Annotated in this window: 14 protein-coding genes; 2 read left to right on the plus strand and 12 right to left on the minus strand. The window is 70.5% G+C overall.

Annotated elements, in window-relative coordinates:
* Positions 1 to 20 precede the first annotated feature (20 nt).
* From ASF21_RS13815 to ASF21_RS16580, 7 genes are all read right to left on the minus strand, one after another.
* On the minus strand, positions 21 to 947 hold the full coding sequence (locus tag ASF21_RS13815; RefSeq protein ID WP_055772459.1) for an SseB family protein: 927 nt from the start codon (positions 945 to 947) through the stop codon (positions 21 to 23).
* A complete protein-coding gene (gene priA, locus ASF21_RS13820) occupies positions 944 to 1,702 on the minus strand; it encodes a bifunctional 1-(5-phosphoribosyl)-5-((5-phosphoribosylamino)methylideneamino)imidazole-4-carboxamide isomerase/phosphoribosylanthranilate isomerase PriA (protein WP_055772462.1) in 759 nt (252 codons plus the stop codon). The genes ASF21_RS13815 and priA overlap by 4 nt, the downstream gene beginning before the upstream one ends.
* Before the next feature lie 62 nt (positions 1,703 to 1,764).
* Positions 1,765 to 1,923: a hypothetical protein gene (locus ASF21_RS17180; RefSeq protein ID WP_200914841.1), complete on the minus strand. Its 159-nt coding sequence runs from the start codon at positions 1,921 to 1,923 to the stop codon at positions 1,765 to 1,767.
* A 4-nt stretch (positions 1,924 to 1,927) separates the two neighbouring features.
* Positions 1,928 to 2,566, minus strand: a complete 639-nt coding sequence (gene hisH / locus ASF21_RS13825) for an imidazole glycerol phosphate synthase subunit HisH (protein ID WP_055772465.1) — start codon at positions 2,564 to 2,566, stop codon at positions 1,928 to 1,930.
* Positions 2,563 to 3,180 carry an imidazoleglycerol-phosphate dehydratase HisB gene (gene hisB, locus ASF21_RS13830; RefSeq protein ID WP_055772468.1) on the minus strand — a complete coding sequence of 206 codons (618 nt, stop codon included), beginning with the start codon at positions 3,178 to 3,180 and terminating at the stop codon, positions 2,563 to 2,565. The genes hisH and hisB overlap by 4 nt, the downstream gene beginning before the upstream one ends.
* Before the next feature lie 138 nt (positions 3,181 to 3,318).
* On the minus strand, positions 3,319 to 4,413 hold the full coding sequence (locus ASF21_RS13835; protein ID WP_055772471.1) for a histidinol-phosphate transaminase: 1,095 nt from the start codon (positions 4,411 to 4,413) through the stop codon (positions 3,319 to 3,321).
* A gap of 106 nt (positions 4,414 to 4,519) precedes the next feature.
* On the minus strand, positions 4,520 to 5,017 hold the full coding sequence (locus ASF21_RS16580; RefSeq protein WP_082471609.1) for a LysM peptidoglycan-binding domain-containing protein: 498 nt from the start codon (positions 5,015 to 5,017) through the stop codon (positions 4,520 to 4,522).
* A 380-nt stretch (positions 5,018 to 5,397) separates the two neighbouring features.
* Here ASF21_RS16580 and lexA point away from each other — a divergent pair, with 380 nt between their 5' ends.
* Positions 5,398 to 6,105, plus strand: coding sequence for a transcriptional repressor LexA (gene lexA, locus ASF21_RS13845; RefSeq protein ID WP_055772474.1), 708 nt, complete (start codon positions 5,398 to 5,400; stop codon positions 6,103 to 6,105).
* Positions 6,106 to 6,390: 285 nt separating this feature from the next.
* Here lexA and ASF21_RS13850 read toward each other — a convergent pair whose 3' ends face one another.
* Positions 6,391 to 8,472: an ATP-dependent DNA helicase gene (locus ASF21_RS13850; RefSeq protein WP_055772477.1), complete on the minus strand. Its 2,082-nt coding sequence runs from the start codon at positions 8,470 to 8,472 to the stop codon at positions 6,391 to 6,393.
* Entirely contained in the window at positions 8,465 to 10,042 is a 1,578-nt protein-coding gene (hflX, locus tag ASF21_RS13855; protein ID WP_055772480.1) for a GTPase HflX, read from the minus strand. The genes ASF21_RS13850 and hflX overlap by 8 nt, the downstream gene beginning before the upstream one ends.
* Positions 10,043 to 10,163: 121 nt before the next feature.
* Between hflX and ASF21_RS13860 the strand changes: the two genes are divergently transcribed.
* A complete protein-coding gene (locus tag ASF21_RS13860) occupies positions 10,164 to 10,772 on the plus strand; it encodes a class I SAM-dependent methyltransferase (protein WP_055772483.1) in 609 nt (202 codons plus the stop codon).
* Between the two features lie 82 nt (positions 10,773 to 10,854).
* Here ASF21_RS13860 and dapF read toward each other — a convergent pair whose 3' ends face one another.
* Genes dapF through miaB form a run of 3 tightly spaced genes read right to left on the minus strand, consistent with a single transcriptional unit; the run spans position 10,855 to position 14,305 of the window.
* Positions 10,855 to 11,835, minus strand: coding sequence for a diaminopimelate epimerase (gene dapF / locus ASF21_RS13865; protein ID WP_055772486.1), 981 nt, complete (start codon positions 11,833 to 11,835; stop codon positions 10,855 to 10,857).
* Positions 11,832 to 12,755, minus strand: coding sequence for a tRNA (adenosine(37)-N6)-dimethylallyltransferase MiaA (gene miaA, locus ASF21_RS13870; RefSeq protein ID WP_055772794.1), 924 nt, complete (start codon positions 12,753 to 12,755; stop codon positions 11,832 to 11,834). Before miaA ends, dapF begins: the two co-directional genes overlap by 4 nt.
* Positions 12,749 to 14,305 carry a tRNA (N6-isopentenyl adenosine(37)-C2)-methylthiotransferase MiaB gene (gene miaB / locus ASF21_RS13875; protein WP_082471587.1) on the minus strand — a complete coding sequence of 519 codons (1,557 nt, stop codon included), beginning with the start codon at positions 14,303 to 14,305 and terminating at the stop codon, positions 12,749 to 12,751. The genes miaA and miaB overlap by 7 nt, the downstream gene beginning before the upstream one ends.
* Positions 14,306 to 14,456 lie beyond the last annotated feature (151 nt).

The following is a 14,456-nucleotide window of genomic DNA, read 5'->3' on the forward strand; positions in this document are numbered from 1 at the left end:
CTTCCTGGCCGACGCTCCCGTCAGCCCATGAGTTTGATGTCGAGCGAGTCGACCCGTTCCACGAAATCCGGGAGACCCAGAAGGGTGGACCTGAGGGCGGTGACGGCCTCGCGGACGCCCTCGGCGGGCAGTCCCGGTCGTAGCCGCACGTCCATCCGGAGTTCGGGGCCGGGCCCGCCTCCGGAGGCAATGCTACCGTCGGCAGCCCGGCTGAGGACGCCTGCGGCGGGCCGGAGAGCCACCGACAGGATCTCCTCCTGCCCGGCGGCGGCGGTCTCCACGAGCGTCACCAGTGCAGGGTCCTCGTAGGACGGCGTCCAGGCGACCTGCTGCGCCAGCGCCCACACCGCTGGGCGGCGGACGACGACGGTCAGTGCGGCGCCGGGATCGAGCACCAGGAGTTCGGCGCCGTCGGCGGCCGCCGCGAGGGCGGCCCTGGAGGCATAGGCCGCGACGGGCCGTGCCTCCGGATGCCAGCGCTCGAGGGCCCCGGTGGAGGAGAAGACCGGCAGCGCCTTCCGGCCGTCGGGCGCCGTGAGCGTCACGAGCGCCATGTCGGCCTCCTTGTCGGAGTGCAGAGCGCCCCGCGGTCCCGCGGCACCGGCCGCACCATCGGCTTCCCCCGCGACGGTGAGCTGCGCGACGATCGGGATGAAGACGCGCGCCGTGGCGAGTGCTGCGAGGACCCGGCGCTCACCCGGACCCGGCTGGTCCACCGGCCCGTCCGTCGCCGCCGGACCCCCGAGCAGGCCGGCCACGGCCGCGGCCAGACCTGGATCGGCGGACCCGTCGTCGTCGTCGAACGCGTGGAGTGGGTTGTCAGGGCCGGACAGGTCCCGTCCGGCCCATGGACGGCCCGCGGAGTCCGCGGTGTTCCCGCCCTCGGCGCCGTGCTGACGGCCGGCGAGGGCCGCGGCGATATGTGCGGGGAGGCGCCTGGCCGTCACGCGTCCGCGCCGGGCATTCCCGCCACGTCGAGGGCCTGCGGGAGCGTGAAGGCACCGGCGTAGAGCGCCTTCCCGACGATCGCGCCCTCCAGGCCGTGCGGCACGAGGTCCCGCAGTGCGGCGATGTCATCGAGGCTCGAGATGCCACCGGAGGCGACGACGGGTCGCGTGGTCCGGGCGAGGACCTGCTGGAGGAGTTCGAGATTCGGTCCGCGCAGGGTTCCGTCCTTCGTCACGTCGGTGACCACGTAGCGGGCACAGCCGGCATCCTCGAGCCGCTGCAGCACCTCCCACAGGTCACCACCCTCCTCGGTCCAGCCGCGGGCCGCGAGCGTAGTGCCGCGGACATCGAGGCCCACGGCGACGGCGTCGCCGTAGCGCGCGATGGCGAGTTGGGTCCACTCGGGATTCTCGAGCGCTGCGGTGCCCAGATTGACGCGCGTCGCGCCCAGTTCCAGCGCGGCATCCAGCGAGACGTCGTCCCGGATACCGCCCGAGAGCTCCACCTTGATGTCGAGGTTGCGGACCACGCGTTCGAGGAGGTCCTTGTTCGAACCACGCCCGAAAGCGGCGTCGAGGTCGACCAGGTGCACCCACTCGGCGCCCGCCTCCTGCCAGGCGAGGGCGGCGTCGAGCGGATCGCCGTAGCTGGTCTCGCTACCGGCTTCGCCCTGCACGAGGCGCACGGCCTGGCCGTCGGCGACGTCGACGGCCGGAAGGAGTTCGAGCGTGGGTGATTCGGTGAAGGGGCTCATGGGTGCGGTGTCTGCTTTCGTCGGTACGGGAGGACGCGGGGGGGCGATGGACGGGTGCCCGGTCAGTCGCCGGGAAGGGTGAAGAGGTAGGCAGCGACGAGCGAGAGGCCCGCCAGGACGAGGAAGGCGATCCAGACCCATCGGGGGAAGTCCTGCCCCCGGAGCGAGAAGGCACCACCGATCAGGAGGCCGGCCACCCCCATCAGCACGAGGCTCAGCACGCGGTCACCGCAGGCCGTCGATCCAGTTCCGCAGGAGGTGCGCCCCTGCGTCACCCGACTTCTCGGGGTGGAACTGGGTGGCGCTGAGGGGTCCGTTCTCGACGGCGGCGATGAACGGACCACCGTGGTTCGACCACGTGACCTGGGGAGGCTTCATGGCGGGCTGCGTCACGTCGAAGGACCAGTCCTGCACGCCGTAGGAGTGGACGAAGTAGAAGCGCTCGTCGCGGATGCCGTCGAACAGGACGGTGTCCTCCGGCGCCTGGACGGTGTTCCATCCCATGTGCGGGACCACGTCGGCCTTGAGCCGCTCGACGACTCCGGGCCACTCGGCCATCCCGGGCGTCCGGACACCGTGCTCCACCCCTTCGTCGAACAGGACCTGGAGCCCGACGCAGATGCCGAGTACCGGCCGACCTCCGGCGACCCGGCGGCCGATCATGCGCAGGGCATCGACGTCCTTCAGGCCCTTCATCACGGCCTGGAACGCGCCCACCCCGGGCACCAGCAGCCCGTCGGCGTTCAGGACGTCGTCCGGCTTGGCGCTAAGGAGGACCTCCGCGCCCACGTGCTCGAGGGCACGCACCACCGAACGGACGTTGCCGGAGCCGTAGTCCAGGACGGTGACGGTCCGCGCACTCACAGGGCCCCCTTGGTGGACGGGATGCCCTCGACCCGCGGGTCGGGCTCGACGGCGGCGCGGAGCGCCCGGGCGAGGGCCTTGAACTGCGCTTCGACGATGTGGTGGGGATCCCGGCCGGCGATCACCGTGACGTGGAGGCAGATCCGGGCGTGCAGCGCTATCGCCTCCAGCACGTGGCGCGTCAGCGATCCCGTGAAGTGCCCGCCGATCAGGTGGTACTCCAAGCCCGCGGGCTCTCCGCCGTGCACGAGGAAGGGGCGGCCGGAGATGTCCACGACGGCGTTCGCCAGCGCCTCGTCGAGCGGTACGGTCGCCTCGCCGAAGCGGCGGATCCCGGCTTTGTCGCCGAGCGCGACGAGCAGGGCCTCGCCGATCGCGATGGCGGTGTCCTCCACGGTGTGGTGCACGTCGATGTGCGTGTCGCCGGACGACCGGATGGTGAGATCGATGAGTGAGTGCTTCGACAGCGCCGTCAGCATGTGGTCGAAGAACGGGACCGTCGTGTCGATGGTGGACACGCCGGTGCCGTCCAGGTCCAGTTCCACGAGCACGCTGGACTCACTGGTGACGCGCTGGATCCGGGCCGTGCGGCCGCGGGGGGCATCTGCAGTCATGTCATTCCTTCTGTGCGCTGCCGGGCTTCCGGGCGCTGGTCGGCGAATCAGGCGCAGGGGCCGGCCCAACTCCGCCCAATGGACGGGTGCCGCGATCCTGCCCTTCAAGTCTAGGAGAACAGGCGGGGCCGCGAAGCCCTACAGGAGGTTCTTCAGCGCCGAGAGGAAGAGGGTCGTCTCCTCCTCGGTCCCGGCCGTCACCCGCAGCGACCCCGGTATGCCGACGTCACGGATCAGCACCCCGGCCGCCAGCAGGCCTTCCCAGACACGGTGCGGGTCGTCGAGGCCCGTGAAGAAGACGAAGTTCGCGTCGGACGGCGCCGGCGTCAGCCCGAGCCGCTGCAGTTCCACCACGATCCGGTCCCGCTGCACCTTGATCGCCTCGACGTTGGACAGCAGCGTGGCGGCGTGGGTCAGGGCCGCATTGGCCGCCGCCTGCGTGATCGCGGAGAGGTGGTACGGGAGGCGCACCAGGCGGAGGGCGTCGGTGATCTCCGGTGCGGCGGCGAGGTAACCGATCCTGGCCCCGGCCAGGGCGAACGCCTTGCTCATGGTCCGCGAGACGAGCAACCGGGGCCGACCGGGCAGCAGGGTCAGGGCGCTGGCCGTCCCCTCCTGGGCGAACTCGCCGTAGGCCTCGTCCACGATCACGATCGCCCGGGAATCCTTCCCTGCCTCGTAGACCGCCTCGACGACCTCCAGCCCGAGCGCCGTCCCGGTCGGGTTGTTCGGGGAGCAGAGGAACACGATGTTGGCGCCGGAGTCCCGCACGGCCCGCGCCGTGGCGTCGGGCGTCATGGCATAGGCCGCGTCGCGTGGTGCGGTGACGTACCGGGTCCCGGTCCCGCTGGCCAGCAGCGGATACATCGAATAGGTGGGAGGAAAGCCGATCGCCGTCCGCCCCGGCCCCCCGAATGCCTGGAGGATCTGCTGCAGCACCTCGTTGGAACCATTGGCCGCCCAGAGCTGGTCCGGCGTGAGCCCGTGGCCGAGGTAGCGGGCGAGGTTCGTCCGCAGCTCGGTGAACTCGCGGTCCGGGTAACGGTTCAATCCCTGCGCGGCCGCATCCACGGCGGCGACGATCGCTGCATGCACGTCGGCCGGAACACCGAAGGTGTTCTCGTTCACGTTCAGGAGGACCGGAACATCGAGTTGTGGCGCGCCGTACGGGTGCAGCCCCACGAGATCGTCACGGAGGGGCAGGTTCGCTAGGGCGTCGACGGTTGAAGGCACCCATCCAGTTTAAGCGACGGCTTCTCCACCGACGAATGCGACGGGACCCCGTCAGGAGCATCGGACCTTCGGGCCGGCACCTCCGGGGGAATCCGGACGGAGCGATTCAGCCCCGAGCCGGGATGGAGAGGCTCTGACCCGCGTGGATCACCGACGTGCGCAGATTGTTCAGCTCCACCATCTCGCCGACGACCTGACGTGTGTCACGCTCCGGCGCGTACTGGACGGCCAGGTCCCAGAGTGTCTCGCCCGCCGCGACATCGACCTGGACCACGGCTGACGGCGCAGGAGCGTCCACCCCGGCCTGCGCCTGTGATGTGAGGAACGCTCCGAGGAGGACCAGCGCCGCGACACCGAGGGCGATGGGCAGGCCCACCAGCAGCAGGCGTCCGCGCCTCGTCAGTGTGAGCGGCCGTGCTGCCGGTGGCGTGTCGTTGACGGTGCCTTCGGAACCCGAGAAGCCCGTAGTCCGCTGCGTGGACGTACGGACCCGGGCAGGATCGGCGTCGAGCGTCGAGGGAACGACCCGGAGATGGGATACCGCCCGTGCAGGCGTCAGCGCCCACAGCGCCGTGCTGCCGTGCAGAACTGTTGCTTCAGCCATGCCCATTCCCTCTTTCTTCGAATGTACGGACCCGCCCGATCAGCGTGTTCGAACACATGTTCTAATTCGTCTGGTCCTATTTCTAGCACTCAGCGACGACCGCTGTCGAGACTCGCTCGAACATATGTTTGATAAGTGCCCCGGTCTGTCCTAGCGTGAACGTGACAGGAGAACACCGGTGACGTCGCTGCTTCCGCGTAACGACGGCCCCGATGAACCCAAGACAATCACCCGCCACTGACACAATCGCTTCCGGGACGACCGGAGGCGCGAGGGCGGAACCGACGGGACGGACAGTCCCAGGCGAAAGGCTCACCGTGGCGGAACGAACACCGGCAGCTCGACAGGATTCGAACACCGTTGACGCCCCGACCGACGTCGTGCCCCTCAGCGCGGGCCGCGGCAGGCCACGGGGCCGGTCCGTGTCCAAAGGACTGACGGCCCGTCAGCTGACCATCCTGGAGACCATCCAGCGGTCGATTGCCGACAAGGGGTATCCCCCGTCCATGCGGGAGATCGGCGACACCGTCGGTCTGGCGAGCCTGTCGAGCGTCACGCACCAGCTGTCACAGCTCGAGCGCCTCGGCTATGTCCGGCGGGACCCGAAGCGGCCCCGTGCCATGGAGGTCCTGCTGCCGCTGACGCTTGCCGCGGAGACGCCGGGTGACGCGTCGTCCGCGTCGGGTACGGCCCCGGAGCAGCAGTTCGCCGTCGACACGGCGCTGGTGCCGCTCGTCGGACGCATCGCGGCGGGTGGACCGATCCTGGCCGATCAGGTGGTGGAGGACGTGATGCCCCTCCCCCGGCAGCTCGTGGGCCACGGCGATCTGTTCATGCTCAGGGTGTCCGGGGACTCGATGGTCGACGCCGCCATCTGCGACGGCGACTGGGTGGTGGTGCGGCGTCAGCAGAGCGCCCAGAACGGCGACATCGTGGCTGCCCTGCTGGACGACGAGGCGACGGTCAAGACCTTCCGCCAGCGCGACGGCCACACGTGGCTCCTGCCGCAGAACACCCGCTACGAACCGATCCTCGGAGACCACGCGAGCATCATGGGCAAGGTCGTCTCGGTGATGCGGGCTCTCTAGCCCGTTCCGACCGGGGCGGGAGCCCGCCCGCCCGGTGATCGCCCGACGGTGCTGGGACACCTGCCGAGGGGGTACTGCCCGCGGGCATCCTGCACGGCCCCCGCCCGGTGACCTCAGCGCCCCGAGAACCACCTGAGGACACCCCGCCCGGAGACCTCGGCGCTACGAGACCCGCCGGAGAACACCGCACCCCGAGACCTCGGCGCCCCGAGACCCGCCGAAGAACACCGCACCCCGAGACCTCGGCGCCCCGAGACCCGCCGGAGGACACCGGGCCCGGAGCCCTCAGCGCCCCGAGATCCGCTCGAGGATGCCGGTGACCGTGGCCCGGTCCGTCGTCGCCCAGAAGGGCGGCAGCGCTGCCCGGAGGAACCCGCCGTACCGCGCCGTGGCGAGACGGCTGTCCAGCACGGCGACGACCCCCCGGTCACCGGTGGCACGGATCAGGCGTCCCGCTCCCTGGGCGAGGCGGACCGCCGCGTGCGTGGCGGACACGCTCATGAACCCGTTGCCGCCGTTCCGGGCGACGTCCCGGGTGCGCGCCGTCATCAGCGGATCGTCCGGCCGCGGGAAGGGGATGCGATCGATCACGACGAGGCGGCAGGACTCCCCCGGCACATCGACGCCCTGCCAGAGCGACATGGTGCCGAACAGGCACGTGTCCTGTTCCTCGGCGAACTGCGTGACCAGGGCGTTGAGCGAGGACTCCCCCTGGCAGAGGATCTCGAAGTCCACCTTCGGGCGCAGTGCCTCCGCGGCTTCCTCGGCGGCCCGCTTGGACGAGAAGAGCCCCAGCGCTCCGCCCCGCGACGCCGTGAGCAGCACCAGCAACTCCTCGAGCTGCGCGTCCGACGTCCCGCGCTCAGGTTTCGGCAGATCCTTGGCGACGTACAGAACGCCCTGGCGGGGGTAGTCGAACGGACTGCCCACGTCCACGCCGGTCCACGCCGGCGCGCCCGGGCCACTCAGACCCAGGGACCCGGCGACCGGGCCGAATTCGGATCCGATGGCCAGTGTCGCCGACGTCAGGATCACGGTGTGGTCCTCGAAGAGCCCTTCGCGGAGCCGGCCGGCCACCGAGAGCGGCGCCACGTTGAGGGTCGCCGGCGCACTCTCGTCCGCCGGTGAATAGCCGGATCCGGGCGTGAAGCTGCTGGGCCTCGACGCCCAGACCACCTCCTTCGCGTCCGACGCCGCGAGGATCCGCTCGGCCAGGTCGAACACGAGCGTGACGCGGGACCTCGCCATCTGGCGTCCGCCGTCCGCATCGGCCTCGGACTTCCCGTCCGTCCTGGTGTCGGAGAGGGCGGCGCGAGCCGCATCGCGGACCTGGGCGAGGGTCTGCTCCAGATCGTCCGGGAGCCCGCCGGCGAGCAGACCGGAGGAGACCAGCTCGGACGCGGCCTCGAAGGCGCTGGCTGCGGAGCCGAGCGCTGTCGTCGCAACGGACGCATGGCGCCTGAGGCCGGCGGCCGCCGTGCTGACCATGGCGGCGGAGAGCTGACCGGAGACGGCCCCGGTGACACGGTCGTGGAGCTCGTGCGCCTCGTCGATCACGACGACGTCGTACTCGGGCAGCACGGCGAGCCCCTCGAAGGCGCTGATCGCCAGCATGGCGTGATTCGTGATGATGATGTCGGCGTCGGCCGCCGCGGCGCGGGCCTTCTCGCTGAAGCACTCCTGGGCGACGGGGCAGCGCGCGGCGCCGAGGCACTCCATGCTGGAGACGGACACCTGCCGCCATGCACGATCGCTGACGCCGGGCACGAGGTCGTCGCGGTCACCCGTCTCCGTCTCCTCCGCCCACTCCCGGAGCCGGACCACCTCACGGCCCAGAGCCGAGGCGGTTCCACCCGCGATGGCGGCCGGCGCCGGGTGGGGAGCCGCATCCTCGCCGAGGCTGAAGAGCGTGTCCGGCGCATCCTCCTCCGGGAATCCCCCGCCGGTCTTGTGCAGGCAGACGTAGTTCGAGCGCCCCTTGAGCAGCGCGACGTCGACCGGCCGGGCAAGCGCGGGCCGGACCGCGTCCAGCAGTCGTGGCAGGTCCCGGCCCACGATCTGTGCCTGGAGGGCGAGCGTCGCGGTCGATACGACGGACGGGCGATCGCTGTCCATGGCGTGGGCGATCAGGGGCACCAGATAGGCGAGCGACTTGCCGGTTCCCGTGCCGGCCTGGACGAGCAGGTGGTCGCCCGAGTGGATCGCCTCACTGACCTGACGGACCATCTCGTGCTGGCCCGAGCGCATCTCCCCGCCCATGGCGGAGACGGCGGCGTCGAGGAGCTCGAGCGCCTGGCGTGATTCCGGGGAAGGGCGAGCCGCGTCCGGCGCCGCGACGGCGGCGCCGGACCGCGTGCTGTCACTCATGCCGGACGTACGGCTCCAGCTCGGCTGCCAGGCCCTCGCGGACCATCACCTCGAGGCGGGTCCCCTCGTCGACGTGCTCCATCCCGAGGATCTCGGCATCCTCTTCGTGGAGGCGGCTGACGATCTCGCCGTGCTCGTAGGGCACCATCAGGTCGAGCTTCACCCCGGGGCGCGGGATGCTCGTGCTGATCAGCTGCCGCAGTTCGGTCAGGCCCGCACCGGTCCGGGCGGAGACGACCACGGAGCGCGGCTCCCGCTGACGCAGTCGCTCGATGACGAACGGATCGGCTGCATCGGCCTTGTTGAGCACGATGATCTCGGGGACGTTCCGGGCCTCGACCTCCGTCAGCACCGCGCGGACCGCGGCGATCTGCCCCTCGGGGTCGGGGTGGGAGGCGTCGACGACGTGCAGGATGAGGTCCGAGTCGGCGACCTCCTCGAGGGTGGACCGGAAGGCCTCGATGAGCTGTGTGGGCAGCGACCGGACGAAGCCGACGGTGTCGGCCAGCGTGTAGCCGATCCCGTCCGGCGTCTCGGTGCGTCGGATGGTCGGATCGAGAGTCGCGAACAACGCGTTCTCGACGAGCACGCCGGCATCGGTGAGGCGGTTCAGGAGCGAGGACTTCCCGGCGTTCGTGTACCCGGCGATCGCCACGGACGGCACCTGGTTCCGGCGGCGGTTGGACCGCTTCGTCTCCCGGGCAGGCTTCATCGCCGCGATCTCCCGGCGCAGTTTCGCCATGCGGGTGCGGATCTTGCGTCGGTCGAGTTCGATCTTCGTCTCACCCGGTCCGCGCGATCCCATGCCCGCCCCGGCACTGCCGACCTGGCCACCGGCCTGGCGGGACATCGACTCGCCCCAGCCACGCAGACGCGGCAGGAGGTACTCGAGCTGGGCCAGTTCCACCTGCGCCTTGCCCTCGCGGGACTTGGCGTGCTGCGCGAAGATGTCGAGGATCAGGGCGGTCCGGTCGATGACCTTCACCTTGACGATGTCCTCGAGGCCACGCCGCTGGGACGGCGAGAGCTCGCTGTCCACGATCACGGTGTCCGCGCCCGTGGCCTGCACGATGTCCTTCAACTCCTGTGCCTTGCCCGAACCGAGGAACGTCCCGGGGTCCGGCTTGAGCCGGCGCTGGACGATCCCGTCGAGGACCTCGGAACCTGCTGTCTCGGCGAGGGCCGCCAGCTCCTGCAGCGAGTTCTCGGCATCCTGCGCCGTGCCCTCGCTCCACAGTCCGGCGAGGACCACGCGCTCGAGCCTCAGCTGGCGGTATTCGACCTCGGTGACGTCCTCGAGCTCCGTCGAGAGTCCCGCGACGCGCCGCAGGGCGCGGCGTTCGGCGAGATCCTGCTGGTCCCCGTCGGCGTCCGACGTCTCGTCCCCGTCCGAGAGGGCGAGCGCCCGCGATCGCCAGGTCTTCTCCGTGGGCGCGGCAGCCTGCTCCCATGTACCGGCCTTCGTCTTCGCCACGGCAGCTTCGTCGCTGGCGAGAATCCGATCGATGACTGCCTGGATCTCCTCCGGGCCCATGTCGGCTCCGGTGGAATGTCCGTTGTTCGTGGTCATGGTCTCCCTAGGTATGAGTAGGTCAATTCTACGTCCACGCACGACGACGGACACAGGCTCTTCTCCCAGCGCGAAATGTCGGCCGGACCGGTTGCCTGCAGGCTGCCACTAGGCTTTCCCCATGGAGTCCCAGCACTATTTCAGCGAGCAGCCGTCCGGTCCGGACACCCGGAAACCCCTGTCTGTCGTCCTCGCCGGCGAACGGCGCGAGCTCGTGACCTCGTCGGGGATCTTCAGTCCCGACGGCGTCGACAAGGGCACGCGGATCCTCCTGGACGGCGTACCGGCCCCCGAGGGACAGCGGCTGCTGGACGTCGGGTGCGGGTGGGGTCCGATCGCGCTGACCCTGGCGCTCCGGGCCCCGCAGGCGTCGGTTCTTGCGGTCGACGTGAACGAGCGGTGCCTCGCACTCACCGCCGAGAATGCGACACGCCTGGGCCTGACGAACATCACGGGCGCGAAGCCCGACGATGTCGACCCGGACCTCGAGTTCGACACCATCTGGTCGAATCCACCGATCCGTATCGGCAAGCAGGACCTCCACGCGCTGCTGCTCCGCTGGATCCCCCGGCTCGCCCCGGGCGGTCGGGCCTGGCTGGTGGTGCAGAAGAATCTCGGCGCCGACTCACTGCAGCGGTGGCTGGCGGACGAACTGCCCACCGGCTTCACGGTGCGGCGCGCCGAGACGTCCAAGTCCTTCCGCATCATCGAGGTGCACCGGGCGGACTGACGTCCCTGCCGCTCCGGCCCGTCCAGCGCCGGAACCACGATCACCGCACCGGGGTGAGCATTCAGGAGCATTCAGGCGCTGCTCAGGAGCCGTTCAGGAGAGTGCCGTGGACCACCAGGACGGCCGGCCCGCTGAGCTGCACGTGCTCCCGACCCTCCGGACCGTCGAAGAAGGTCACGCCGACCACGCCGCCGGGTACCGTGACGAGCCAGTGCGCCGGCGCCGTGGGCCCTGCCCAGAAGCGCGTCGCCGCTGCCGCGGCGCAGGCCCCGGTCCCGCAGGACTGCGTCTCTCCGACACCCCGCTCGTGCACCCTCATGGTCAGGCGACCCACGCCGTCGTCCCCCACCAGCGGATCGGACGGCACGACCAGCTCCACATTGGTCCCGAGCGGAGGCACCGGATCCACGACCGGTGCCCTGTTCAGGTCGGTCCGGCCCAGTTCCTCGTACTCCGCCAGCGCGACGACGGTGTGCGGGTTGCCCATGCTGATCGACAGGCCGGGACGATCGACGTCGAGCCCGCCCACGGCGACGAGCGAGTCCGTGCCCCGAGACACGGCGGCATCGGGCACGATGAACTCCCACGGGCCCATGTCCACCGCGTACCCGTCGCCGGACCGTGCGACGCGCTTGACGCCCGCGCGCGTACCGATGGCCAGTTCTCCGCCCTCGGGCAGGTGCGCGACGGACGTCTCGAGGAGGAAGTGGGCGAAGACGCGGACGCCGTTGCCGCACATCTCCGACACGGACCCGTCGCCGTTGCGGTAGTCCATGAACCATTCCGCGGCGGGTTCGGTCTGCAGGAGAGCGCGGCCCTCCGGGAGCGAGGACGAGCGGACCGCGCGGATGTAGCCGTCCGCGCCGATGCCGCGGTGCCGATCGCACAGGGCTGCGACGAAAGGGCGGTCCGTCGGTGCGAGGCCGTCGGGGTCGAGCACGAGGATGAAGTCGTTGCCCGTGCCATGGCCCTTGGTGAAGGTGAGCCCGGAGGAGCCTCCGACGACGGCGTCCGTCTGGTGGGTGCCTCGGGCTGGTTCGGTGTCGCTGCGGAAGTCGGTCACGCTTCCAAGGATAGGTCCCGGCGGGACCGCACCAGGGCGTCGGCGTCGTCGACGAGGCTCTCCTGCTGCGCGTCCAGCCAGGTGATCCTGGGGTCCCCCCGGAACCAGGTCAGTTGACGCTTCGCGAAGCGGCGCGTGGCGGCGATGGTCTCGTCGACGGCTTCGGCCTCGGTCAGGCCACCGTCGATGACCCGCAGGAACTGGCCGTAGCCGAGCGCGCGCGATGCCGTCCGCCCTTCGCGCAGTCCGCTCGCGGCGAGTCGCTCGACCTCCCTGCGCAGCCCGAGGCGGACCATGCCGTGCACGCGCTCCCCGAGACGCTCACGCAGGAGATCACGGTCCACTGCCAGGCCGATCTGCACGGCCGGGTGATGATACTCGCGCGTCGGCATGAAGGAACTGAAGGGCCGCCCGCTGACCTCGTGGACCTCCAGCGCCCGGACGAGGCGGCGGTCGTCCTCGATACGACCAGCGGATACGGGATCGACGGCCCGGAGCCGCTCACGGAAGACCGCGCGGCCGCCGTCGAGCAGTTCGGCCTCCAGGCGGGAGCGGACCGCCTGGTCTGTGGGAGGGAAGTCGAGACGGTCGAGGGCCGCCCGGAGGTACAGCCCCGAGCCACCGACGAGCACGGGAACCAGCCCGCGGCTGCGGATCTCGTCGATGGCACTCCGTGCGTCCCGCTGGTAGGCCGCGACGGATGCTTCCTGCGTGACGTCGAGGACGTCGAGGAGATGGTGCTCGACGCCCCGGCGGTCCTCGACAGGCAGCTTCGCCGTGCCGATGTCCATGCCGCGGTAGAACTGCAGCGCATCGGCATTGATCACTTCCCCGCCCAGCCGGTGTGCAAGTGCCACCCCGAGCTCGGACTTGCCTGATCCGGTCGGGCCGACCACGGCGACCACGGGGAGGATCACCAGGCGCTCGCCCTGACGGGGAGGGCCGGCATGCCGAGGGACACGGCCCGGACGGCCCCGTCCCCTGCGGCGGGGACACCGCAGGAGTCGGCCTGGCTCCGGTCCCATGCGTCTCCTGCCCGGGAACGGCGGAGGACGTACTGTTCGGGGCCCGGGTCCGAGAGCAGGTGGAACGACGCGGCCTCGGTGACGGGCACGGTGACGACGTCGCCGGGCCTCGGTGCGGGTGCTCCCTCGGGCACGGAGAAGTGGACGAGCCGCTGGTCGCGTGCCCGCCCGGTCAGGCGGTGCGTCTCGCTGCCCTTGCGGCCCTGCTGATCGGTCACGAGCACCTCGACCGAGCGGCCGACCTGGCGGGCGTTCTCCTCGCGGGCGATGCGGTCCTGGAGTGCTGTGAGCCGTTCGAAGCGCTCCTGGACCACGGCCTTCGGGAGCTGGTCGGGAAGATCGGCAGCAGGCGTACCCGGCCGCTTCGAGTACTGGAACGTGAAGGCCGTCGCGAAGCGGGACCGCTCCACGACGTCGAGGGTGGCCTGGAAGTCCTCCTCGGTTTCGCCCGGGAACCCGACGATGATGTCCGTGGAGATCGCCGCGTCCGGCATGCGCTCGCGCACCCGGTCGAGGATGCCGAGGAACCGTGAGGACCGGTAGGAGCGGCGCATCGCCTTGAGGATCCGGTCCGAGCCCGACTGCAGCGGCATGTGCAGCTGCGGCATCACGTTCGGCGTCTCCGCCATCGCCTCGATGACGTCATCGGTGAATGCTGCAGGGTGGGGGCTGGTGAAGCGCACGCGCTCGAGCCCCTCGATGGACCCGCAGGCGCGGAGCAGCTTGGCGAAGGCACCGCGGTCGCCGAACTCCACACCATAGGAATTGACGTTCTGCCCGAGCAGCGTGACCTCGACGGCCCCGTCCGCCACCAGCGCCTCGATCTCGGCGAGGATCTCCCCCGGCCTGCGGTCGCGCTCCTTCCCGCGCAGGGCGGGCACTATGCAGAAGGTGCAGGTGTTGTTGCACCCGACCGAGATGGAGACCCAGCCGGCGTAGACGGATTCGCGTTTCGTCGGGAGCGTGGACGGGAACACGTCGAGCGATTCCAGGATCTCCAGCTGTGCGTCCTGGTTGTGGCGTGCTCGCTGGAGCAGGGCGGGCAGGGCGCCGATGTTGTGGGTTCCGAAGACCGCGTCGACCCAGGGAGCCTTGGCGAGGATGGTCTCCCGATCCTTCTGCGCGAGGCACCCCCCGACGGCGATCTGCATCTCAGGTCGCTGCTCCTTGATGGCCTTGAGCATCCCGAGGTTGCCGTACAGCTTGTTGTCCGCGTTCTCGCGGACGGCGCAGGTGTTGAAGACGACGACGTCGGCCTGCCCGTCCTCGTTCCGGCTGAGGCCGGAGTCCTCGAGGAGGCCCGAGATCCGCTCGGAGTCGTGGACGTTCATCTGGCAGCCGAAGGTGCGCACCTCGTAGGTGCGTGGCGGTACCGGCAGGGCGGAGGGTGCTCCGGCTGGTTCGAGATCGATGGGGCCGACGGCGACGGGGACTGTGCTGCTCACGGCATCAAGCCTACGACCGCCGGGACGGAGCTCCACAATCGCACCGGCCCGGTACAGCAGTCCGACGATGAGCCGAGCGACGGCCCGCCTCCGGTCGCGTCCGGTCGCACCCGGACCGGCGCCTCTGCGGGCACGCCCTCGACCTCCCGGG

The sequence above is a fragment of the Arthrobacter sp. Leaf234 genome, assembly GCF_001422665.1.
Taxonomy (GTDB): domain Bacteria; phylum Actinomycetota; class Actinomycetes; order Actinomycetales; family Micrococcaceae; genus Arthrobacter_D.